Annotated in this window: 23 protein-coding genes; 9 read left to right on the forward strand and 14 right to left on the reverse strand. The window is 66.8% G+C overall.

The annotated features are described in order from the left end of the window. The first annotated feature begins 161 nt into the window (after positions 1-161). Positions 162-482: a KGG domain-containing protein gene (locus ACMGRF_RS08310; RefSeq protein WP_049416473.1), complete on the forward strand. Its 321-nt coding sequence runs from the start codon at positions 162-164 to the stop codon at positions 480-482. A 121-nt stretch (positions 483-603) separates the two neighbouring features. Here ACMGRF_RS08310 and ACMGRF_RS08315 read toward each other — a convergent pair whose 3' ends face one another. The 3 genes from ACMGRF_RS08315 to ACMGRF_RS08325 form a co-directional block, all read right to left on the reverse strand. Beyond that, on the reverse strand, positions 604-1512 hold the full coding sequence (locus ACMGRF_RS08315; RefSeq protein ID WP_049416476.1) for a manganese catalase family protein: 909 nt from the start codon (positions 1510-1512) through the stop codon (positions 604-606). Between the two features lie 39 nt (positions 1513-1551). Further along, positions 1552-2073 (reverse strand): ferritin-like domain-containing protein, encoded by a 522-nt coding sequence (locus tag ACMGRF_RS08320; protein WP_049416479.1) that lies wholly within the window; start codon positions 2071-2073, stop codon positions 1552-1554. Between the two features lie 158 nt (positions 2074-2231). Beyond that, entirely contained in the window at positions 2232-2645 is a 414-nt protein-coding gene (locus tag ACMGRF_RS08325) for a hypothetical protein (RefSeq protein ID WP_241895114.1), read from the reverse strand. A gap of 133 nt (positions 2646-2778) precedes the next feature. On the opposite strand from ACMGRF_RS08325, the gene ACMGRF_RS08330 reads away from it, so the two are divergent. Further along, entirely contained in the window at positions 2779-3171 is a 393-nt protein-coding gene (locus tag ACMGRF_RS08330; protein WP_049416481.1) for a response regulator, read from the forward strand. A 15-nt stretch (positions 3172-3186) separates the two neighbouring features. On the opposite strand, the gene ACMGRF_RS08335 is transcribed toward ACMGRF_RS08330, so the two are convergent. From ACMGRF_RS08335 to ACMGRF_RS08350, 4 genes are all read right to left on the reverse strand, one after another. Then, positions 3187-3534, reverse strand: coding sequence for a BLUF domain-containing protein (locus tag ACMGRF_RS08335; protein WP_414485916.1), 348 nt, complete (start codon positions 3532-3534; stop codon positions 3187-3189). 189 nt (positions 3535-3723) lie between these two features. After that, entirely contained in the window at positions 3724-4152 is a 429-nt protein-coding gene (locus tag ACMGRF_RS08340; RefSeq protein ID WP_111190974.1) for a BLUF domain-containing protein, read from the reverse strand. A 276-nt stretch (positions 4153-4428) separates the two neighbouring features. Then, positions 4429-4926: a hypothetical protein gene (locus tag ACMGRF_RS08345; RefSeq protein ID WP_049441006.1), complete on the reverse strand. Its 498-nt coding sequence runs from the start codon at positions 4924-4926 to the stop codon at positions 4429-4431. 10 nt (positions 4927-4936) lie between these two features. Then, entirely contained in the window at positions 4937-6100 is a 1164-nt protein-coding gene (locus ACMGRF_RS08350) for a zinc-dependent alcohol dehydrogenase (protein ID WP_414485818.1), read from the reverse strand. Positions 6101-6248: 148 nt separating this feature from the next. Between ACMGRF_RS08350 and ACMGRF_RS08355 the strand changes: the two genes are divergently transcribed. The 3 genes from ACMGRF_RS08355 (at position 6249) to ACMGRF_RS08365 (ending at position 7730) form a co-directional block, all read left to right on the forward strand. Further along, on the forward strand, positions 6249-6437 hold the full coding sequence (locus ACMGRF_RS08355) for a hypothetical protein (RefSeq protein WP_099542683.1): 189 nt from the start codon (positions 6249-6251) through the stop codon (positions 6435-6437). A gap of 99 nt (positions 6438-6536) precedes the next feature. Beyond that, the gene (locus ACMGRF_RS08360; RefSeq protein ID WP_414485819.1) at positions 6537-7175 is read left to right on the forward strand and encodes a DUF6766 family protein; all 639 of its coding nucleotides are present in this window, start codon (positions 6537-6539) and stop codon (positions 7173-7175) included. Positions 7176-7178: 3 nt separating this feature from the next. After that, complete coding sequence (locus ACMGRF_RS08365; RefSeq protein ID WP_049441000.1) at positions 7179-7730, forward strand: cysteine hydrolase family protein; 552 nt, start codon at positions 7179-7181, stop codon at positions 7728-7730. Between the two features lie 24 nt (positions 7731-7754). On the opposite strand, the gene ACMGRF_RS08370 is transcribed toward ACMGRF_RS08365, so the two are convergent. The 4 genes from ACMGRF_RS08370 to ACMGRF_RS08385 all read right to left on the reverse strand — a co-directional run bounded on the left by ACMGRF_RS08370 (position 7755) and on the right by ACMGRF_RS08385 (position 10351). Beyond that, positions 7755-7988 (reverse strand): hypothetical protein, encoded by a 234-nt coding sequence (locus tag ACMGRF_RS08370; protein WP_080354781.1) that lies wholly within the window; start codon positions 7986-7988, stop codon positions 7755-7757. Between the two features lie 140 nt (positions 7989-8128). Continuing rightward, positions 8129-8575, reverse strand: a complete 447-nt coding sequence (locus tag ACMGRF_RS08375) for a Rap1a/Tai family immunity protein (protein WP_414485820.1) — start codon at positions 8573-8575, stop codon at positions 8129-8131. Between the two features lie 45 nt (positions 8576-8620). Then, a complete protein-coding gene (locus tag ACMGRF_RS08380; protein ID WP_241896203.1) occupies positions 8621-9241 on the reverse strand; it encodes a hypothetical protein in 621 nt (206 codons plus the stop codon). Between the two features lie 126 nt (positions 9242-9367). Further along, positions 9368-10351 carry a LacI family DNA-binding transcriptional regulator gene (locus ACMGRF_RS08385; RefSeq protein WP_134709888.1) on the reverse strand — a complete coding sequence of 328 codons (984 nt, stop codon included), beginning with the start codon at positions 10349-10351 and terminating at the stop codon, positions 9368-9370. A 157-nt stretch (positions 10352-10508) separates the two neighbouring features. Here ACMGRF_RS08385 and ptsP point away from each other — a divergent pair, with 157 nt between their 5' ends. The 4 genes from ptsP (at position 10509) to ACMGRF_RS08405 (ending at position 17036) form a co-directional block, all read left to right on the forward strand. Continuing rightward, positions 10509-13019 carry a phosphoenolpyruvate--protein phosphotransferase gene (gene ptsP, locus ACMGRF_RS08390; RefSeq protein WP_414485821.1) on the forward strand — a complete coding sequence of 837 codons (2511 nt, stop codon included), beginning with the start codon at positions 10509-10511 and terminating at the stop codon, positions 13017-13019. Continuing rightward, the gene (locus tag ACMGRF_RS08395) at positions 13016-13972 is read left to right on the forward strand and encodes a 1-phosphofructokinase family hexose kinase (RefSeq protein ID WP_134709767.1); all 957 of its coding nucleotides are present in this window, start codon (positions 13016-13018) and stop codon (positions 13970-13972) included. The genes ptsP and ACMGRF_RS08395 overlap by 4 nt, the downstream gene beginning before the upstream one ends. An 88-nt stretch (positions 13973-14060) precedes the next feature. Further along, on the forward strand, positions 14061-15767 hold the full coding sequence (locus ACMGRF_RS08400) for a PTS fructose transporter subunit IIC (RefSeq protein ID WP_414485822.1): 1707 nt from the start codon (positions 14061-14063) through the stop codon (positions 15765-15767). Positions 15768-15782: 15 nt separating this feature from the next. Then, positions 15783-17036: a carbohydrate porin gene (locus tag ACMGRF_RS08405; RefSeq protein WP_262258042.1), complete on the forward strand. Its 1254-nt coding sequence runs from the start codon at positions 15783-15785 to the stop codon at positions 17034-17036. A 127-nt stretch (positions 17037-17163) separates the two neighbouring features. Here the strand turns inward: ACMGRF_RS08405 and ACMGRF_RS08410 are convergent, their stop codons facing one another. From ACMGRF_RS08410 to ACMGRF_RS08420, 3 genes are read right to left on the reverse strand one after another with little or no spacing between them, the layout of a single operon-like run. Continuing rightward, positions 17164-18009, reverse strand: a complete 846-nt coding sequence (locus ACMGRF_RS08410) for an aldose epimerase (RefSeq protein WP_100478150.1) — start codon at positions 18007-18009, stop codon at positions 17164-17166. Next, positions 17999-19036: a glycoside hydrolase family 43 protein gene (locus tag ACMGRF_RS08415; protein ID WP_049411193.1), complete on the reverse strand. Its 1038-nt coding sequence runs from the start codon at positions 19034-19036 to the stop codon at positions 17999-18001. The genes ACMGRF_RS08410 and ACMGRF_RS08415 overlap by 11 nt, the downstream gene beginning before the upstream one ends. Before the next feature lie 16 nt (positions 19037-19052). Continuing rightward, positions 19053-20537 carry an MFS transporter gene (locus ACMGRF_RS08420; RefSeq protein ID WP_414485823.1) on the reverse strand — a complete coding sequence of 495 codons (1485 nt, stop codon included), beginning with the start codon at positions 20535-20537 and terminating at the stop codon, positions 19053-19055. Between the last annotated feature and the right edge of the window lie 12 nt (positions 20538-20549).

Consider the following 20549-nt stretch of genomic DNA (forward strand, 5'->3'; position numbering starts at 1 on the left):
GCCGATGCGCACACGCGTTCACGATGGTTCGTGGAGGCAGGATGAGGAATCGCGGGCTTCCGGATGACGCCACGTTGGCAGGCATGCCACCGCCGTCTAGCGTCGGATCTGGAAGATGGTCGCTGCCGCCAATCGGGCGGCTGAACCCAAGGAGACTTTCCATGGCCAACCAGAACCAGAACCAGGGCAACAGCAACCGCGGTTTCGCTTCGATGGACGAGGACAAGCAGCGCGAGATCGCCGCCAAGGGTGGACGTGCCGCGCACGAGTCAGGCAACGCCCATGAATTCAGCTCGGAAGAAGCACGCGAAGCCGGCCGCAAGGGCGGCGAAGCAGTGAGCCAGGACCGCCAGCACATGGCCGACATCGGCCGCGAAGGCGGCCAGAACAGCCGCGGTGGTGGCAACCAGGGCGGCAACCAGGGAGGCGGGCAGCAACAGCAGCAGCGCGGTGGCAACAACCGCGGTGGCCAGCAGCGCTGATCGGCGTTGAAACCCGATGTACCCCTTCGTGGGCGGACGTGATGTCCGCCCACTTTCCTGCGCCCTGGGTTTGCTCACGGGCGTTTCAACTGGGGTGCCGCAGGCGGGCGCCCCAGGTTTTTCATGGCTCGCGTGGTGGCAGGTCCAGTGCGCCTGCACCCGGGCCAGCCCCCAGCTCTGCCCCGGTGGTCGGCCGCGCTTCCGGGTCGGAGAGCGTGCGCAGGGTCATGGCCTGCACCGCGGCCTGTTCGCGTGGATCCAGGTCCACCGTGCCGCTGCCGTCGCCACCGTCCACCGCAGCCTGTGCCTCGCGGTCGCTGACCCGCTCCCAGAGCTCGCCGCTGTTCCAGCTGCCCTGCAGGTCGTCGGCGCCGTCGCCCTGCGACATGTCCATGTACAGATCGGTGAACGCGGGATCCCCCGGCAGCTTGCCCGGTGGGAAGTTGGGCTGGATGCTGTGCAGCGCCTTCTCGAACGACTTCATGTGCGCGATCTCGCGGGTCATCAGGAAGCGCAGCGCATCCTTGATGCCCGGGTCGTCGGTGACGTTGATCAGGCGCTCATACACCAGCTTGGCGCGCGCTTCGGCCGCAATGTTCGAGCGCAGGTCGGCGCTGGGGTCACCAATCGAGTCGATGTAGGCGGCTGTCCACGGCACCCCGCTGGAATTGACCAGCGCCGGGCCGCCGCCGTACAGGATCTGTTCGGTGTGGCTGGTGCTGTTCTGGCCCAGCAGCCGCATGTCCTCGGCCTCGGCAAGCCCTTCGGACTGGATCGCCTTGGGCCCGCGGTTGAGCATGGCGATGATGGTGCCGATGATCTCCAGGTGGCTGATCTCCTCGGTGGCGATGTCCATCAACAGGTCCTTGCGCCCGGGATCGCATTCGCCAAGTCCCTGGGTGAAGTAGCGCATCGCAGCGGCCAACTCGCCCTGCGGCCCGCCGAACTGCTCAAGCATGAGGCTGGCGAGCTGCGGATTGGATTCGCGAACACGCACGGTGTACATGAGTTTCTTGTGATGAAAGAACATGAGGATTTCTCCAGTGGCTGGCGTGGGCTGGCTTCGCGGTCAACGCTTGGCCTGGGCGCCAGGCGTTTCGTCACGGTTGAGGAACGCGCCGACCAGGCCGTCCTGGTGGTCCTCCAGCCAGCGCGCCATGGCAACCTCTTCCTGCAGGATCTGGCCACACACCGCCGCAATGTCGGGCGCGCCAGCGCGCTCGGCAGCGATCACCAGCGCCCGGTACGTGGCGATCTCGGTGTTCTCGAAGCCGAACGAAAGGCCCACGCTCTTGACCACCTCATCTTCCATCAGGGTGTTGCCAGCGGCGTGGATGGCGGCGGTCATGCTGGCGAACAATCCCTTTGCAGTGGGCACACTTCCTCCCAGCGCCTCGATGCACTGCCGCAGGGAAGCGGCCTGCCCCTGTGTCTCCTGGACGTGCTGGCCGATCCGGGCAGCAAGCTGGGGGTAGTTCTCGATCCGCGAAGCCATGGCCTTCATCATGGTCTCCGCTTCCTGCTCCATGGCGTAGGCATCCTGCAGCCATTTCAGCAGGCGTTCGCGTCGGGTGTCGTTGTGGTCTGCCATCTCGATCTCCGGTCTGGGGCGACATGCCTCCGGAGAACATGGTGGAGCGCTGGCAATCACCGCCTTGTCGGGCGGTGTGAACCGCTGGAGGTGGCCGCTGCACGCCGCCCTGATGCAGCGATAACATGCACGGACCGCGGGCTGGCTCCGGTACGCGATCAGGGCACCGGGCTAAACAGTGCCGCGCCGCCGGCTCGACCTTGCAGGCTGCCACCCGACGCGCGCGGAGCGTCCGTTGCCACCAGCGCCTGTACCACACGATGTTGCATGCGATGAGCGCCGCCCTCCACGCCCACGACATACACGAAGCGCCCATCGAATTTGGCGTGCGCGCCCTCCAGGAGATCGTCGGCCTGCAGCGCCCGCTTGAGCGACTTCATCCACGTGCGTTCAGGCATGCGGTCCAGTTCCACTACGATGGCAGTGCCACCGCAGTCCAGCGGCATGCACTCCACACGCAGCACGCGTGGAGAAGCAGAATCGGTTCCGGATAGCGGCATGAGAGAAGCTCCGATGCGGGGGACGGCGGCAGTATCCATGGCACGTGCCAAGGCGCCGTCAACGAGTTCCATCCGGCCCTGCACGCTGCCTCGACGGTGCTGGAGGCGCGCTTCACGGGCTTCGCGCCGGGCTGACAACCCGCACGCACCATATTGATGCTGCACAGCACAGACTGGCACTCCCGAAGCAATACAGGCTGCACACATGCAATCCGGAATGAGCCAGCGCAGATGCAACCTGCTGCTGGTGGAAGACCAGCTCGACCTGGCAGCACTGATGGAACATGCACTTGAGGACGCCGGCGACCAGGTGACGCACGCGTACAGCGTGTTCGACGCGCTGGGGCTGCTGGACACCCAGCGATTCGACGGCGCCGTGCTGGATGTCGAGCTTCGCGACGGCGTGGTGTTCCCAGTCGCAGATCGCCTGGCGGAACTCGGCATCCCCTACCTGTTCGTCTCCGCGGTCTATGACCAGCTGGTGCCGCAGCGCCACCGCCGCGCCGCCTTCGTGGCCAAACCATTCCACGTCGGTCAGTTGCAGGAGACTGTGCGGCGCGTGGTGGGCGACGCCTGCGCACCCTCTTCCGCACACTGACCCCAGCCACAGCGGTCAACCCAGGTGCGGGGCCACGACCAGGCTCAGCTGGCGCAGCGCACCACCACGGGACAGCCCATCCCAGTTGCCATGCGCCACATCGCGGATATCAGAGCCCTGTACCCACAGCAGCCGCATTGACCAGTAGGGGAAGAACCGGCCGGAAACCCTGCCGCGGCTCAGTTCGATCAGCTCGCAATGGCTGCGGGCACTGAGAATGCGGCTGTACACCACGTTGATGCTGTCTTCCGGTCCCTCGATGTACTGGAGGAAGCGGAGCCCGTCATAAAGAAGTACACCCGTCACGCCGGCTTCGAAGTTGAAGCGGGTGGCGGCCCTGGCGAGGTCGTCCACATGGTCCATGGAAAGCCCCGGTATCGCCTCACTTGCGTAGGCGATCGCGCGGAGGGGCACATTCGTTCCTTCTGGCGCAGGAGGTTTCCTGCATGGCAATGATCGCTGCCCCGTTGTAGGCGGGGATGAGGGCCTTCAGGCGCTGAGGCACCGCCCCGTCCCCTCGGCTGCACACTGCGCTAACACCGGTCCCGGACTTCAAGCGGCGTTCGCGTAGGGCTCAACGATTGCGAGCAGCTTCTCCATCGCTTCGGCTTCGTTCTGGCTCGTTACCGCCCGCTGGATGAAACGGCTCCAGTCAGCAAGGGCGATCCTCTGCAGCTCGCCCACGCTGACCGACAGGCAGCGCATCGGCCAGAACGGCAATCGCCGCTGCCCGACGCGGCCACGCCCGAGCTCGGTCAGTTCGGTGTGGCTGCGGGCGCCGCTCACGCGGGAGAAGGCAACATCCAGCCCGTCGGCGGGGCCTTCCATGTATTGCAGGAAGCGCTGTCCGTCAAACAACAGGACGCCGGTCACGCCCGCCGATCGGTTGAAGCGGGCCGCATCTTCCATAAGCGCAGCCAGGCATTCCGGGGTGAACCCGGGGACAGCCTGGCTGACATAGACAATCGCGACGTTCGGCATCGGCCCCTCCTACTCTCCCAGCCGATGAATCTAAGGTCGGCAGCGTTCACGCGCCGTAAACGCGCACAGTGAACAGGTCACACAGTGCTCGATGAACCTTGATTTCATGGGCTCGGGCTGGATCCGGGAGTGCTGACGCCCCCTCGCCTGCTGCGGTGCGACGGAATGCCCGGCCTGCAATGAAGATGGGTCATGGACGTAGGCGCCCTGCGGTCACATCACTGTCTTGGCGATGTGGCGGCCACATGAATACCCGGCGCAGTGTTCCTCACGCGGTCACCGCTGGCGATGTTCCCTGGCAAGCACGCACTGGCGCAGCTCCCACAGCCATGGCAACACCACCAGGCCAAGCGCCGGCAGCAATACGAACCACCAGAGCGCCGGTGCTGCCGGGGCCACACTGACTGCCCATCGAGGTTCGGCCTGCCACGCCACCCAGCCCAGCAGGACCCAAGGAGCGGCGTCGAGCACACTGTGCACGTGCTGCTCGGCCGGGCTGATGCGTCGCCGCCCGTCCGCGCTGACGGTGTCGAAGTAGCCGGCGATTGCGTGGGCGATGACCAGGACCGCCAGCAGCGTGATGAGCGACCAGGTGCTTTCCAGCACGAGCCATGCCAGCACGCCGCTGCCGATGAGCAGCAGCTGCAGCCCATGCAGCAGGCTCTCGCGCATCGCGGACGTGTGCGGCAGGTCGGTACGCCGGTGGAAGTGGAAGTCCAGCGCACCGGCGGACAGCCAGACTGCGTAGACACAGGCCATGACAATCCCGCTCATGACGGCCTGCTCAGGGCGTCAATACGATCTTGCGGCAGTCGTCGTCCTTGGCATCGAACATCGCATAACCTTGCGCTGCGTCGGCCAGGCGCATCCGGTGCGAGATGATGTCCCCAGGATCCAGCTTTCCTTCCATGATCGCGTCGAGCAGTTCCGGCATCAGTCCCTGCACGTGGGTCTGCCCCATCTTGAATGTCAGGCCCTTGTCGAACGCATCGCCCAGCAGGAACCCGTGGATGAAACCGGCATAGACACCGGGAATGCTGACCACGCCGCCGCGGCGGGCCGCTGCGATGCACTGACGGATGGCCACGCCGCTGCTGCCTTCCAGTTTAACGGCGGTCAGCGCTGACTCCAGCGCACTGCCCTCGGCCTCGAAACCGACGGCCTCGATGCAGGCATCCACGCCGCGCCCACCGGTCTGGGTCAGGATGTAGTCGGCCGGGTCTTCGATCTCCTTGAAGTCGATCGTTGTCACACCGTAGGCACGACGCGCGTAGTCCAGGCGGTAGCGAAGATGGTCGACCATGAAGATGGTCTCCGCTCCCAGCAGCCGGCAGCAGGCCGCGCTCATCAGCCCAACCGGGCCGGCACCGAAGATCGCCACTGTCGAGCCCGGCTTGACCCCTGCGTTCAGCGCGGCCTGATAGCCGGTGGGCAGGATGTCCGACAGGAACAGAACCTGTTCGTCAGCCACGCCTTCCGGAATGCGCAGCGGCCCCACATTCGCCTTGGGCACGCGCACGAATTCGGCCTGTCCGCCTGCCACGCCGCCATACAGATGGCTGTATCCGAACAACGCCGCCGGAGGCAGAAGGCCCTTCTGGTTCAGCGCAGCGCCCTTGCCCGGGTTGGTGGTCTCGCAGGCGGCATACTCGGCCAGCCGGCAGTGGAAGCACTCGCCACAAGCGATCACGAAAGGAATCACCACGCGATCGCCCGGCCTCACCTGGGTTACGCCGCTGCCGACCTCTTCCACCACGCCCATGAATTCGTGGCCCAGCACATCGCCGTCGTGCAGATCGGGAATCTTGCCCCTGTACAGGTGCAGGTCCGACCCACAGATGGCGGTGGCGGTCACCCTCAGGATCAGGTCGTCCTCAGCTGCCAGCACCGGGTCCGGCACGGTCTCGACGCGCACATCCTTGCGGCCGTGATAGGTCAATGCCTGCATCGTGCTTCTCCAGAAGATCGGAACGCCAGCATCGCAGGGCCTCCCTCCTGCTTCGGTGACATCCGGGTGTGCGCAGCGTTCATTCCGCGGCGCCATTGCGTTAACCCGGCCCGGGCCACGCTGCGAATACCCGCCACAGGAGCCCACCATGAACGACAAGCTGCCTTTCAATCCAACAACAGACGTGGATGATCAGTCGAAGGCGCACACGCCGGACAAGCGGCGCAATGATGGAGCGAAGTGGAAGGAGCACGACATGCCTGACGACGGCGATGGCCCCAAGGCCGTCCCCGAGGACTACGAACGACCTGATCCCGATCCCACGGGCAAGCGTTGAGTCCGCCTCACATTCTGGATGCGCCGGATTCACAAGCCATGGGCCGCTGCCGGCGCAAGCTGCGCGCATGGTTCCTGGTCAGCCTGAACGAGGTGTTGCATGTGGAGACGCAACGGTCTCTCGCTGGTACTGCTTGCACTCACTGTCGTGTTCATTGTCGGGCAGGCGGTCGCGGGACATCACGTGCACAATCAGGAGTTGATGCAGCACGGGCGCGCCCCGATCGACCTTTGGCACTACCTGGCGACCGGCCACTTTGTCAGTGCAACGTTCGAGAACTGGGAAAGCGAATTCCTGCAGATGGGGATGTACGTCCTCCTGACGGTGAGCCTGCGTCAACGCGGCTCGGCCGAATCCCGGCCCTTGGATCCCGCACAGGAACAGAATCGCGTCGAGCCGGGACCTGCGCCGTGGCCGGTTCGCCGCGGTGGCGCATGGAAGGCGGTATACAGCCACTCGCTTGCGATCGCCTTCGGCCTGTTGTTCCTGCTCAGCTTTACGCTGCATGCAATGGGCAGCTGGCGCGCCGAGCAGGCCGAGCAGCAGTTGCAGGGGCTGCCGGCGCCGGGTTTCCTGGAGCATCTGGGCAGCAGCACGTTCTGGTTCGAATCGATGCAGAACTGGCAGAGCGAATTCCTTGCCGTGCTGTCGCTGGTCGTGCTTACGATCTTCCTGCGGCAGAAGGACTCACCGCAATCCAAGCCGGTCGAGGCCCCGCACGCGCAGACAGGAGATTGAACGATGGCGGATGACCCATCACCGGCCTTGCTGATCATCGACATGTTCAGTCGCTTCGACTTCCCGGGGGCGCAGGCGCTGGTACCGGCCGCGGAGCGGGCGGCCAGACAGATCCGGCGCTTGAGAGACCACTTCGATGACCACGGATGGCCGGTCATCTATGCCAATGACAATTTCTCGGACTGGAAGCGTGACTTCCGCCAACAGGTCGAACAGTGCCGCCGGGACGGGGGGCCAGCCGGGCGGATAGCCGAGCTGCTCTCCCCCTTGCCCGATCACTACTTCGTGCTCAAGCCCAAGCACTCGGCGTTCCTCGCCACCCCGCTGCCGGTTCTGCTGGCCAAGCTGGGCGTGCGGCGTCTTTGGCTCACCGGGATGACGGCCGATTCCTGTGTTCTGGCAACCGCGTTGGATGCCAACGCCAGGGAATTCGACGTAGTGTTGGCACGGGAGGCCGTGGCGGGGATGCCGGCGCAGAAACAGCGCGCAATGGCGCTGCTCGCCGATTCCGGCGCCGCCCGCGTCGCACGGCTTGCCTCTCTTGTGCCGGCATGACCGCCGGATGGCGTTGCATCCGGTTCAGGCCCGGTCTGCGATACCCTTTACACCGGCATGACCGGCGCAATGTGCGCAGCAGAAGATCCGGCCGTTTCCCTCGACACCGTGTCCGATGATGGCGCAGTCGCAGTGCGCGCAACGCGGTGCGAATGCGTGGATAGCGCACTCAAACGAATCGAACGTACCGCTGCGTCCGCCCTGCTGGAGGGTGAAGCTCTTGTCATAATCGTTGCCGCAGACATCACAGGTGGCCATGCTGCACCCCGTGCCGTGTAAGGAACGCGCAGTGTGGCGTGCGCGGATGTCGGCAGCCGTGAATGCACCGTGTCGCAGGCGTGCAGAACGCCCGCGCGGGGTGGGCTGCGTGGTGCGGAATGCCGGGCTGGACTGGTGTTTCATCCTGCTTTGCCGGGCTCGGCACGGCCACCAGGCGAGGCGGCGCGATTACAGGGGAACGACGTACGCAGCGCTTCGACAACCAGGGCAGACGCATCCTGCTGCAGTCGCCCGCGGGGCAGCTGCCGGAGATGGGAAGACACCTGATCGACCAGTTCATGCGGAAGGATCCGGCCCTGCCCACACCACTGCCCGCGGCTGGCATCGGCAACGCCCAGTATGTAGCTGCTGGCCCGGGCGCTGGACAGCCCCCGGCAGTGTTCGCCATCGCAGAACCCGTCAGCGCCTTTGCCCTGCAGCAGCGTGATGAGCTCCGCCCCACTGACAAGCCAGGTGCGTTCCGGTTGCGTTGTGCCTGCCACGGCGGGTCCCACCGGGGCGCCGAGGCCCAGTGTCAGGAGCCAGGGCATGCGGCGGTGCGCGCGGCGGGCGTGATGTCCTTTCATATCGGGGTCCTGGCTGTCGTTTTTCCGGATTCCACGCGGCGCCGGTCAGAGTTGATCAAGCTGGTTGCGTGGTTGGAACGCCGGGTCGTCCTCAGCGTCCAGCATGGCATCCACCAAGGTGTCGAAGGGCGCGGCAGCGGTATCCAGGTCCGTGGAAGAAAGGAATCCGGATTGCCCCTGGCCGGCCAGGGCAATCGCGGCAACGGTCTCGCGCTCACCTTCCTCTGCCCAGAGATAGTCGTGGACCAGTGCCACCCCGTGGTCGCCCGCCTTCAGGAAATCGGCCGCGCCCCGTGCCACAGTCAGAAACGCGATGAGATCGTAGAGGCTTTCCGAATACGTCAGCGATCCCGCAACAAAGTGCGTACCAGTGCGGTCATAGGCGGCAACCTGGATATTCTCGGCCTGCGCGGATGCAAGGAAGGCCTTCAATGCGGCGCGATTGTCGGGGTAGCGGGCCAGCAGGGCCTGGCAGTCTACGAGCAGCTCATCCAACGCTTCGTCGTTTGAAGACGCCAGGCATTCACCGTTGCCCAAGCGCCACGGCCCGGCGATGCATCGCCAGTCGGACCATCGGGATGGCGAAGGCAGGGGCGCCGCCAGCCATCTGGAGAGATCTTCGTGGCGCAACTGCAGGCGCAACAGCGCTGAATAAGGCTCTGACAAGGCGATGATCCATCGGGTCTGCGTGTCCAGATGGCTTTTAGCAGACAACGCGCGACCCGCCAACACCCCAGTGCCAGCCTCATGGACTGCGACTGCGACTGCTACTGCCGCAGGCGCGGCGCCAGACTATCGCGCAGCCGTTGACCCTCTGACCACGCACCTTCCCGTCATCACCAGTCTGCGTACCGGCAGCTCCGGCATGCGCAGGCGCTCCAGCAACAGCGACATCGCAGCTCGCCCCATATCTTCAACCGGCTGCTCGACCACGGTAATCCCGGGTTCGACCAGTTCGGTCCATCGCTCATTGTCGAACCCTGCCAGCGCCAGCTCTCCTGGAATCGCAAGCCCAGCGCTGCGGGCCGCTTTCAATGCGCCCATGAGCAGCAGGCTGTTGCTGGTGACCAGCGCTTCGGGACGCGAAGGGCTGGTCAACCACTGCTCGACCGTTGCGATGGCGGCCTCGGCGGTGGGCTCGACCTCGCGGAAGTCGGGCTCCCAGCCGTGCCTGCGCATCGCAGCGCGATAGCCATCGCGGCGCTCGGACGCCGTGGTACTGGTGCTGCCGAACAGGCCACCGATGCGGCGATAGCCGCGCTCGGCCAGGTGCTCGACCAGGCCTGACATCGCCGCTGCGTTGTCGAGGACCACGCTGTCGATCGTGCCACCCGGTGCGGCACGGTCGACCAGCACCGTCGGATAATCCAGCCTCAACCGGTTCAACCGCCCCACCGTGGTCCGGGTGGGCGCAAAGATCAACCCACTGATGCGCTCCTCATGCATCAACTGCAGGTACAGTGCTTCGCGCTCGGGGTCCTCATCGGTGTTGCAGAGGGTGACGCGAAGGCCTTCCCGGTACGCGACTTCCTCCACGGCGCGGATCAGCGCGGTGAAGAACGGGTTGCGGATATCCGCCACGATCAGGCCGATGATGCCGGTGTGCCGGGCGCGCAGGCGTCTGGCCTGCAGGTTGGGGTGGTACCCGGTCTGGCGGATCGCCGCCTCCACCCGGCCGCGCACGGCCTCGCTGACCGGGCCTCCGCCGAGCACGCGCGACACCGTGGACTTGGATACCCCCGCCACGCGTGCGACGTCGTTGATGCTGATGCTCACTGGTAACGTTCCCGCAATTGAGCGCTGTTCAGGGCCGGATGGCCGTTCAGGCCCATGTTAACGCCAAAGGACTATTGGCATTTTGTGCAGTGCACATTGAAATGACGAGTGGGAACGTTCCCAATACGCCCCAGCCCCCCTTTGCCGGAGCCCCCCTTTGTCGCCCCAGACCTCCCCCTCCCCCGTCAGCCGGGAACTGATCCGCCTGGACGCGCGGGCGCAGGACAAGACCGATGCCATCGCCCAGGTCGCGCAGATGCTGGCCGCGGCCGGCTGCGTGGCGCCGGGGTACGAGGCCAGCATGGGACGGCGCGAAGCGCTGGCCAATACCTTCCTCGGCCATGGCGTGGCGATCCCGCACGGCCTTGGCGAGGACCGCCATCTGGTGCGCCGCGATGGCATTGCCGTGCTGCAGTTGCCGGAAGGCGTGGAATGGAATCCGGGGCAGGTCACCCGGCTGGTGGTCGGCATCGCTGCCCAGTCGGATACCCACATCACCCTGCTGCGCCGCTTGACCCGGCTGATCCAGGATGACGCCACGCTGCAGCGCCTGTTTGCGACCACCGATGCGAGCGAGATCGTCAACGCGCTGGCCGGCGACGTTGCGATCACGGCCACCGCCGTGCCGGCGACGGATCTGGCCGAGCGCTTCGAATGGACCGTCGCGTACCCCAACGGACTGCACGCACGTCCTGCCACGCGTTGGGCAGAGACGGCGCGCGGCTTCGCGGCCCGTGCGCAGGTCCGAGCAGGCGATCATGCGGCCGATGCCAAGAGCCTGGTTGCACTGTTGCAGCTGGGGCTGCGCCACGGCGATGTGGTGAGCGTGTCTGCCGAGGGCGCCGACGCCTCGGCCCTGCTGGCCGCGCTGCGCAGGGTCATCGAGGGCCTGGTGGCGCAGGAGCAGGCCGATGCGGAACGCGCGGCACAGCGAAAAGCAGCCCCTGTCGCGGGCTGGAATCCGCCCGAAGCCCAGGCTGCCGTCGTCGGCATCGGCGCGAGCCCAGGATTGGCGATCGGCCCGGTGCATGTGCTGGCCAGCACGCAGGCCGAGGTCGCCGATCACCCCACCCCGCTCGGCGAAGGCGGCGCACGCCTGCAGGATGCACTCGGCCGTACCCGCCAGCAGTTGGCTGCGCTGCAGGACGACACCCAGCGCCGCCTGGGCGCTTCGGATGCGGCGATCTTCAAGGCGCAGGCCGCGCTGCTCGACGACACCGATCTGATTACCCGCACCTGCCAGCTGATGGTCGAGGGCCATGGTGTGGCGTGGTCATGGCACCAGGCCATCGAGCAGATCGCCTCCGGCCTGGCTGCGCTGGGCAATCCGGTGCTGGCCGGGCGCGCGGCCGACCTGCGTGATGTCGGCCGGCGCGTGCTGGCGCAGCTTGACCCTTCTGCCGCGGGCGGTGGCCTGGCGGATCTGCCGGCGCAGCCGTGCATCCTGATCGCCGCCGATCTGTCACCTTCGGATACCGCCAATCTCGACACCGGTCGCGTGCTCGGCGTGGCGACCGCGCAGGGCGGGCCGACCTCGCACACCGCCATCCTCTCGCGCACGCTGGGCCTGCCGGCGCTGGTGGCCGGCGGCGCCGAGCTGTTGGCGATCCAGCCAGGCCGCGAAGCGATCATGGACGGCAGCAGCGGACGGCTCTACCTGTCTCCCTCCGATGCCGCTCTCGCCTCGGCGCGCGCATGGATGGCCGAACAGCAGCAGATCCGCGAGCGCGAAGCCGCGCAGCGCGCGCAACCGGCCCAGACCCCCGATGGCCACCGCATCGACATCGGCGCCAACGTCAACCTTCCCGACCAGGTACCGCTGGCACTGGAACAGGGGGCCGAAGGCGTCGGCCTGATGCGCACCGAGTTCCTGTTCCTCGAACGTGGCAGTACGCCCAGCGAGGATGAGCAGTACACCACCTATCTGGCCATGGCCAAGGCACTCGACGGCCGCCCGCTGATCGTGCGCGCGCTCGACATCGGCGGCGACAAGCAGGTGGCGCACCTGGAGCTGCCACGCGAGGAGAATCCATTCCTCGGCGTGCGCGGCGCGCGCCTGCTGCTGCGCCGCCCTGACCTGCTGGACCCGCAATTGCGTGCGCTGTATCGCGCGGCGAAGGACGGTGCACGGCTGTCCATCATGTTCCCGATGATCACCTCGGTTTCCGAGCTGGTCGCGCTGCGCACCCTCTGCGAGCGCTTGCGCGCCGAGCTGGAGGCGCCGGAGGTGCCGATCGGCATCATGATCGAGGTGCCTGCTGCGGCCGCGCAGAGCGATGTGCTGGCGCGCCACGCCGACTTCTTCTCGATCGGAACCAACGATCTGACCCAGTACGTGCTGGCGATCGACCGCCAGAACCCGGAGCTCGCCGCCGAGGCCGACAGCCTGCATCCGGCGGTGCTGCGCGCGGTCCGCGCCACGGTCGAAGGCGCACGGCTGCATGGGCGCTGGGTCGGCGTCTGTGGCGGCCTGGCCGGCGATCCCTTCGGCGCCATGCTGCTGGCTGGCCTGGGCGTGGACGAACTGTCGATGACCCCGAACGACATCCCGGCGGTGAAGGCGCGCCTGCGTGGCAACGCGATGACCGGACTGCAGGCGCTGGCCAGGACCGCACTGGGGTGCGAAACCGCCGAGCAGGTGCGCGCCCTCGATGGAGCGCGCGCATGACTGCCCGCGCCGTCACCGTGACCCTGAACCCGGCGATCGACCAGACCGTGCGCCTGGCCCACCTGCAGCCCGGCCGCGTGCATCGCGCCGGCAGCTCCCGCGACGACGCAGGCGGCAAGGGCATCAACGTGGCAGCCTGCCTGGCCGACTGGGGCGTGCCGACCATCGCGCTGGGCGTGCTGGGCGACGGCAACGACGGCGTGTTCCGCACGCTGTTCCGTGAGCGGGGCATCATTGACGGCTGCCTGCGCGTTCCGGGCCGTACCCGCACCAACATCAAGCTGGTCGAAGAGGCCAACGGCGAGACGACCGACATCAACCTGCCCGGCCTTGCCGTGGATGCTGCCGATCTGGACGCGGTGTCGCGCCAGCTCGGCGCCCTGCTCTCGCCCGGCCTGCCGGTCGTGCTGTCCGGCAGCCTGCCGTACGGACTACCGGCCGATGCGTGGGCGCGGTTGCAGGCGCAGGCCGGAACGGCCGGTGCGCGCGTGCTGCTGGATACCAGCGGCGATGCGCTTGCAGCTGCGCTGGACGGTGCGAAGGACGCGCCGCCCTACGCGATCAAGCCCAACCGCCACGAACTGGAGGCCTGGACCGGCACGTCGCTGCCGGATCGCAGCGCGCTGCGCGCCGCAGGCCAGGCCCTGGTCGAACGCGGCATCGCACTCGTCGCCATCTCCATGGGGACCGACGGCGCGCTGTTCATTGATCACGCCGGCGCCCTGGTCGCGCGACCGCCGCGTCTGGCCTTGGGCAGCACGGTCGGCGCAGGCGATGCCATGGTCGCCGGCATCGCCGCCGCCTTGCTGGAGCCCTCCCTCGACCTCGCCGGTTGTGCACGACTGGCCACGGCGTTCTCGATGAGCCGGCTGGACAGCGGAGACGCGCGGCGGCTCGATCCGGCGCAGGTGCGCACCGGGACCAGCGATGTACTGATCGAGCGGTTGGATTGAAACACCTGCCGGAGGAGCGGCGGCTGGCTTCGGGCCACCGGCGATGCCTCTCTGGCAAGGACGAACCCGAAGCATTCCAGGAGTTCCCATGCACGCTTCCACCGTAGTCATCGCCGCTGGCGAACGCAGCATCGAGGCGGTACTTGCCGCCGAGGCCCTGCGTCGCGCGGCCCGCCAGCGCGGGCTCGAGCTGATGATTGAAATCCGCAGCGACCAGGGCGTTACCGGCGCACTGCCCGCCGCCAACGCCGCCGCGATCGCCCACCTGCTGCTGGTGGGCGATGGCGAGGCAGACATCGCACGCTTCGGCAATGCCCGCATCGTGCATGCCAGCCTGGGCGAGGTGCTGGACGATCCGGCGGCCGCGCTCGCACCGCTGGCTGTCGCGCCGGCCAGTGACCACGCCACTGATGCGGGCAAGCGCATCGTCGCCGTCACCTCCTGCCCCACCGGCATCGCCCACACCTTCATGGCGGCGGAAGGCCTGCAACAGGCTGCCAAGGTGCTGGGCCATGCGATCCGGGTGGAAACCCAGGGCTCGGTCGGCGCGCAGGACGCGTTGAGCGATGAAGAAATCGCCGCCGCCGACCTGGTGCTGATCGCCGCCGACCGCGAAGTCGATCTGTCACGCTTCGCCGGCAAGCGCCTGTTCAAGAGTGGTACCAAACCGGCGATCAACGATGGCCAGAACCTGATCCGCAAGGCGCTGGCCGAGGCCGGCGTGCACGCGGGGACAGCGGCTTCGGGCCGTACCGCAGAAAAGAACAAGAGCACCGGCCCTTACAAGCACCTGATGACCGGCGTGTCGTTCATGCTGCCGTTCGTGACAGCCGGCGGCCTGTTGATCGCACTGGCGTTCGCGCTCGGCGGCATCTATGCCTTCGACGACGCACACAAGGGAACGCTGGCCTGGTCGCTGTTCCAGATCGGCGCCAAGTCTGGTTTCATGCTGATGGTGCCGGCGCTGGCCGGCTACATCGCCTACTCCATCGCCGACCGCCCCGGCATCGCGCCCGGCATGATCGGCGGGCTGGTTGCGGTCAACATGGACGCAGGTTTCATCGGCGGCATCCTCGCGGGCTTCATCGCCGGCTATGGCGTGCATTGGATCAACCGTGCGCTGCGCCTGCCGCGCAGCCTGGAAGGCCTCAAGCCGGTGCTGATCCTGCCGGTGCTGGGCACGCTGCTGGTCGGCCTGTTGATGATGTATGTAATCGGTACGCCGGTGGCCGGACTGCTGGCCTGGCTGACCGACTGGCTGCGCGGCATGCAGGGCAGCAGCGCGATCCTGCTTGGCCTGCTGCTGGGCGGCATGATGGCCGTTGACATGGGTGGACCGGTCAACAAGGCGTCCTACGCCTTCTCCACCGCGTTGATCTCCAGCCAGGTGTACACGCCGATGGCGGCGACCATGATCGGCGGCATGACGCCGCCACTGGGTATTGCGCTGGCAACGTGGCTGTTCAGCAACCGCTTCACCGCCGAGGAGCGCGGCACGGCCGGTGCCGCTGGCGTGCTCGGCCTGAGTTTCGTGACCGAGGGCGCGATCCCCTACGCGGCGCGCGATCCATTGCGCACCATTCCGGCGCTGATCCTTGGTTCTGCCGTGGCCGGTGCGATCTCGATGGCCGCAGGCGTCGAACTGAAGGTGCCGCACGGCGGCGTGTTCGTGCTGCCGATCCCGAATGCGGTCACCCACCTTGGCATCTACCTGCTGGCGCTGTTGGCGGGCGTGGCGGTCACCGCAGTTGCTCTGCGCATCCTCAAGAAGCCGGTCACGGCCCCCACCCTGTAAATGGAACCCCAGCCAATGTCCTGCTCTTCCTGTCGCCTGGTGCCGGTAGCGATCCTGCTGGCCCTGCCGTCACTGGCCGCAGCCGCCGGCGCCAGCGACACCCTCATTCCCAGGCTCTCCTACACCGGCGAGGCGGCCGCCACGCTCGACGGTGGCAAGCGCAGCGGCACCGGCTACGCCGGCCAGCTGATGTTCGGCGCCGATGTTGACCTCGACGCTGCGTTCGGCTGGCGGGGGGCAACGATCAAGGCCTATGGCATCAATCGCCACGGCACCAACCTCGCCAACAGCAGCACCGGCAACAGCACTTCGGTGCAGGAAATCTACGGCGGCCAGGGGACCCGCCTGGCCAACCTGACCCTCGAACAGAAGCTTTTCAACGACCGATTGGTGCTGGAGGCAGGGCGCAGCGTCGCCAACATCCACCACCTCGGTTCGGAGCTGTGCCAGTACTTCCAGGGCAACTCGGCCTGTGGCAACCCGACCTACGTGTTCCGCACCAGCAGTTTCACCTGGTGGCCGGTGTCGAGCTGGATGGCCGATGCCACGGCCTGGGTGACGCCCGATGTCTATGTCCGCGTCGGCGCCTACCAGGTCGATCCCAGCCAGGCCGAGGATGGCCAGCATGGCCTGAAGTGGAATACGAACCAGGCCACCGGCTGGATCGTGCCCTACACGATCGGCTGGCGCAGCCCTGCTTCGGCACGACTGAAAGCCCGCTACGAACTCGGTGGCTGGCAGGACAACTCGACCTATCGCGACCCGCTGCGCGATGCCAACGGCATTCCCGCGCTGCTCAGTGGCCAGGAGTACGCGACACGCCACGGTCGTTCCGGTGCGTTCGCCCGCTTCGAACAGCAGCTTACCGGCGATGGCAAGGGTCGTGGCCTGACCCTTTTCGGCGCCGCGCTCAAGGGTACCTCCGGGCAGTTGATCGAGGATCACTTCCTGCAGGCCGGGCTTGTGCAGAAAGGCACGTTCGCCAGCCGGCCGCAGGACAGCATCGCCTTCGTCGTGACCCAGCAGAAGTACAGCAGCATCGCACTGGAAAACCTGCGCCTTGCCCGTGCCGCAGCGGGTGGCAGCGGCACCCCGCACGGAAGCCAGGTGATGATGGAGCTGAGCTATGGCATCCAGGTCACCCCGCAGCTTCGGGTCGCGCCGAACCTGCATTACATCGTGCATCCCGACCAGTTCAATGAGCCCGCACGCCAGCGGGACCTGCCGAATGCGCTGATCGCGGGCATGCGGATTGACTGGAGCCTGTAAGGGAATGGTCAGTGGCAGCGAAGCGCCGCCAGCGTGACGCACCGACGCGCACTCCCTCCGCCCGCAGATCATCGCGGAGTGCCGGCCCGCTGCGGCGTCGCCCTCCGGTGCATGCCCCCGGCGGGCTTCAAGGACTGTTCGCTGCCCACGCCAGTTCGAACGTCAACGCCAGCCGCTGCCCCGGCTCCAGCCGATGCGGTGCCAGCGTGAAGCCGTCCGGCGGGCCGCTCTGCGGCTCGACACAGGTGGCGTGCGGCGCAGCGTCGTAGACCACCCAGTGGTCGTGGTCCGACCTCAGCCGCAGGCGCTGGCCTTCGCGTACCAGGGTGATGTCACTTTCGGCGATGAAGCAGTCGTCCCATGGGCCGTGGGCAGGAGATACACAGGGCAGCGTGGCAATGCCTTCCCTGTCCCGCGGATACATCGAGCGAGGACTGAACAGCAGTCGTTCCGGCTTCCGGAACCAGGGGTGCCAGCCCAGCACCGCCGGCATCGCCTGCCCGCCCGCCTGGACCGAGAGGCGCAGCTGCAGGCTGTGAGGGTGCAGGCTCACTTCCTGGAGGGCGACGCCACCGAAGGGCCAGTACCTGTCGCGTGGCAGCGCCAGCGACAGCGTGGCCGTGGCTGTCTCCATGCGCTCGACCTGCCAGGGCCGCGTGAAGCCCACGCCATGGATGGCATGCCCGCCGAAATTGAGCGGCAGCGCATGCGGCGCGCCGTCGAAGCAGAACTGTCCCTGGCGGATACGCCCGGCCCACGGCACCATCGGGTAGCAGCCCCACGCGATCGCCGCCGTGCCCGCCTGCTGCGCATCCACCAGCCAATCCACGCCCCGGTAACGCAGGTGCGCCACGCGCCCGCCCGCCCCTGCGGCGAGCGCAACCTCCAGTTCGCCGCATCTGAGCCAGTGCAGCTCACCGGCCGGCAGCGGGGCCAGCGCATCATCCATCGGCAGCATGCGCTCAGGCCCCATAGGGATTGATCGTGCGGATGCTTCCGTCCGGCTCCATGTGCAGCGGCGTGCACTTGGCCGAGCGCAGGTGGGTGATGCCGCCGGACATCAGTGCATCGTGATAGAACAGGTACCACTGTCCGTCGAACTGGCAGATGGAGTGGTGGGTGGTCCAACCGACCACGGGGGTGAGGATCACGCCGGCATAGGTGAACGGTCCATACGGGCTGTCGCCGATGGCGTAGCACAGCTGGTGGGTGTTGCCAGTGGAGTACGACAGGTAGTAGCGACCCTGGTACCTGTGCAGCCACGGACCTTCGAAGAAGCGGCGCGCATGGTCGTCGGCACGCAGCGGCTGGCCATGCTCATCCAGGATCTGCACTTCGCGGGTGGGCTCGGCCAGCTCGGTCATGCCGGCATCCAGGCGGCCCACGCGCGGGCCCAGGGCCGGTGCGCTGCCCTCGGGTTCCTCGTGTGCCACGTCGTACTGGTTGTCACGATACTTCTGCAGCTGCCCGCCCCAGATGCCGCCGAAGTACAGGTAGTGGCTGCCATCGTCGTCTTCGAACACGGCCGGGTCGATCGAGTACGCGCCCTTGATCGGCTCCGGCTGGGGCACGAACGGGCCCTCCGGTCGCGCACCGATCGCCACGCCGATGCGGAACCGGCCCCCGGCATCCTTGGCCGGGAAGTAGAGGTAGTAGCGGCCATCACGGCAGGCGGCATCGGGGGCCCACATCTGTTTCCGCGCCCAGGGCACGTCGCGCACGTGCAACGCCATGCCGCAATCGACGGCGGTGCCGTCGGGCGTATCCATCCTCAGCACGTGGTAATCCTGCATGCCGAAGTGGCCGCCTTCATCGTCGAATGGCTGGCCGCCGTCGATGTCGTGCGACGGATAGATGTACAGGCGACCCTCGAATACGTGCGCCGAAGGGTCGGCCGTGTAGATGTGGGTCACCAGCGGTTGCGAAATGGCGTGCGCGGTGAGCTGCGCAAGGCGGGCTTCGCTGGCCTGGCCGTCTTCACCGGCAGAGAGGTCGATCATGGTTGTCGTCTTGGAGTTACGCGGAGGCGTCGGCGGAACGGCGACGCAGGAGGAGATCCTGTTCGATGCGTGTTTCCGTGCGCTTGTCGATCCGGTAGAAGAACAGCAGCGCGACGGCGAGCAGGAAGGGAAGGGAGCAATAGACGCTTACGGTCAGGCGGATGCCCTGCACCACGGCCTCAGGCTGCTGCACCAGGCCTGCCTGGTAGCCGTAGTGGGCAAGGATCGCGGCGACCAGCGCGCCGCCGACACTGAGGCCGATCTTCAGCCCGCACAGCATCGCCGAGAAGATGATCGCCGTTGCCCTTCGATGGTTCTTCCACTCCGAGTAGTCCGCGACGTCGGCAATCATCGCCCACAGCAACGGGATGGTGATGCCATAGCAGAAGCCATGCAGCATGAACGCTGCGAACGCCACCGCCACCGCCGTGGGAGGGAACAGGTAGAAGGCCAGCAGGAACAGGGTCGAGACAAACAGGGCGCCACCGAAGACGTCGCGCTTGCCGAAGCGGTCCGCCAGCCGCCGTGATGCGCCAATACCCAGGATCATGCAGAGGATGCCGCACGCGTTGAACAGGCTGAACGCCGAGGTGGCCGCATCCTTCGGCCAGGTGAACGCCGCGAAACCGGCGCTGGCGAGGGCGCCATTCAATGCACGGATCAGGCCGTTGAAGCCAGAGTTTTCCAGGAAGCCGGCCAGCGCCGCTTCGCTCATGTAGTACTGGAAGTAATAGATGTAGGTGCCGCCTTTCAAGGCCAGGTTGATGAACACCAGCACGGTCAGCGCCAGCATCACCTGCCACGGGCGGTTGTGCAGCAGGTCCGACAGGTCCTGCACTATGCCGCCGGTCTGCTCGCGCGTCGGCACGATGCGTTCGCGGGTGGTGGCGAAGGTGATCAGGAAGAACACCGTTCCGATCAGTGCGAAGGCGGTCATGACCCGTTCGAAGCCGCGCACCCGGTCGCCGTCGCCCAGGATCAGCACCAGCGGCATCAGCAGCACCTGGATGATGAACTGCGCGATCATCACGGCCACGAAGCGGTAGGCCGAAAGGCTGTTGCGCTGGGCCATGCTGCCGGTCAGCACGCCGCTCAGCGCCGAGTACGGCAGGTTGTTCGCGGCGTAAACGCAGACCAGCAGGGCGTAGGTGCCCAGTGCATAGATCACCTTTCCGCGCTCGCCCAGGTCCGGGGTGCTGAACGCCAGCAGCGACAGTACGCCAAAGGGAATGGCCGTCCACAGGATCCACGGGCGGAAGCGGCCCCAGCGGGTGGACGTCCGGTCAGCCGCGATGCCGATCAGCGGCGTGAACACGAACGCACCCAGCAGGCCGACCACAAAGATGATCGTGGCCGCGGTCGCAGCTGGCAGGCGGTAGACGTCGGTGTAGAAGAATGCCAGGTAGGTGATCAGGGTCTGGAAGATCAGGTTGGCAGCGAGATCGCCCAGGCTGTAGCCGAGCTTCTCGCGTACCGATAGCGCGTGTTCAGTGCTTGCCATGCAGCGGACGTC

It is taken from the genome of Stenotrophomonas sp. EMP41, assembly GCF_047495535.1.
In the GTDB taxonomy this organism is placed as follows: Bacteria; Pseudomonadota; Gammaproteobacteria; order Xanthomonadales; family Xanthomonadaceae; genus Stenotrophomonas; species Stenotrophomonas sepilia.

Bases quoted from the DNA above. Each gene is read 5' to 3' on its own strand.
- ACMGRF_RS08310 (WP_049416473.1), top strand. From the start codon at position 162: ATGGCCAACCAGAACCAGAACCAGGGCAACAGCAACCGCGGTTTCGCT.
- ACMGRF_RS08315 (WP_049416476.1), bottom strand. From the start codon at position 1,512: ATGTTCTTTCATCACAAGAAACTCATGTACACCGTGCGTGTTCGCGAA.
- ACMGRF_RS08320 (WP_049416479.1), bottom strand. From the start codon at position 2,073: ATGGCAGACCACAACGACACCCGACGCGAACGCCTGCTGAAATGGCTG.
- ACMGRF_RS08325 (WP_241895114.1), bottom strand. From the start codon at position 2,645: ATGGAACTCGTTGACGGCGCCTTGGCACGTGCCATGGATACTGCCGCC.
- ACMGRF_RS08330 (WP_049416481.1), top strand. From the start codon at position 2,779: ATGCAATCCGGAATGAGCCAGCGCAGATGCAACCTGCTGCTGGTGGAA.
- ACMGRF_RS08335 (WP_414485916.1), bottom strand. From the start codon at position 3,534: ATGGACCATGTGGACGACCTCGCCAGGGCCGCCACCCGCTTCAACTTC.
- ACMGRF_RS08340 (WP_111190974.1), bottom strand. From the start codon at position 4,152: ATGCCGAACGTCGCGATTGTCTATGTCAGCCAGGCTGTCCCCGGGTTC.
- ACMGRF_RS08345 (WP_049441006.1), bottom strand. From the start codon at position 4,926: ATGAGCGGGATTGTCATGGCCTGTGTCTACGCAGTCTGGCTGTCCGCC.
- ACMGRF_RS08350 (WP_414485818.1), bottom strand. From the start codon at position 6,100: ATGCAGGCATTGACCTATCACGGCCGCAAGGATGTGCGCGTCGAGACC.
- ACMGRF_RS08355 (WP_099542683.1), top strand. From the start codon at position 6,249: ATGAACGACAAGCTGCCTTTCAATCCAACAACAGACGTGGATGATCAG.
- ACMGRF_RS08360 (WP_414485819.1), top strand. From the start codon at position 6,537: ATGTGGAGACGCAACGGTCTCTCGCTGGTACTGCTTGCACTCACTGTC.
- ACMGRF_RS08365 (WP_049441000.1), top strand. From the start codon at position 7,179: ATGGCGGATGACCCATCACCGGCCTTGCTGATCATCGACATGTTCAGT.
- ACMGRF_RS08370 (WP_080354781.1), bottom strand. From the start codon at position 7,988: ATGGCCACCTGTGATGTCTGCGGCAACGATTATGACAAGAGCTTCACC.
- ACMGRF_RS08375 (WP_414485820.1), bottom strand. From the start codon at position 8,575: ATGAAAGGACATCACGCCCGCCGCGCGCACCGCCGCATGCCCTGGCTC.
- ACMGRF_RS08395 (WP_134709767.1), top strand. From the start codon at position 13,016: ATGACTGCCCGCGCCGTCACCGTGACCCTGAACCCGGCGATCGACCAG.
- ACMGRF_RS08400 (WP_414485822.1), top strand. From the start codon at position 14,061: ATGCACGCTTCCACCGTAGTCATCGCCGCTGGCGAACGCAGCATCGAG.
- ACMGRF_RS08405 (WP_262258042.1), top strand. From the start codon at position 15,783: ATGTCCTGCTCTTCCTGTCGCCTGGTGCCGGTAGCGATCCTGCTGGCC.
- ACMGRF_RS08410 (WP_100478150.1), bottom strand. From the start codon at position 18,009: ATGGGGCCTGAGCGCATGCTGCCGATGGATGATGCGCTGGCCCCGCTG.
- ACMGRF_RS08415 (WP_049411193.1), bottom strand. From the start codon at position 19,036: ATGATCGACCTCTCTGCCGGTGAAGACGGCCAGGCCAGCGAAGCCCGC.
- ACMGRF_RS08420 (WP_414485823.1), bottom strand. From the start codon at position 20,537: ATGGCAAGCACTGAACACGCGCTATCGGTACGCGAGAAGCTCGGCTAC.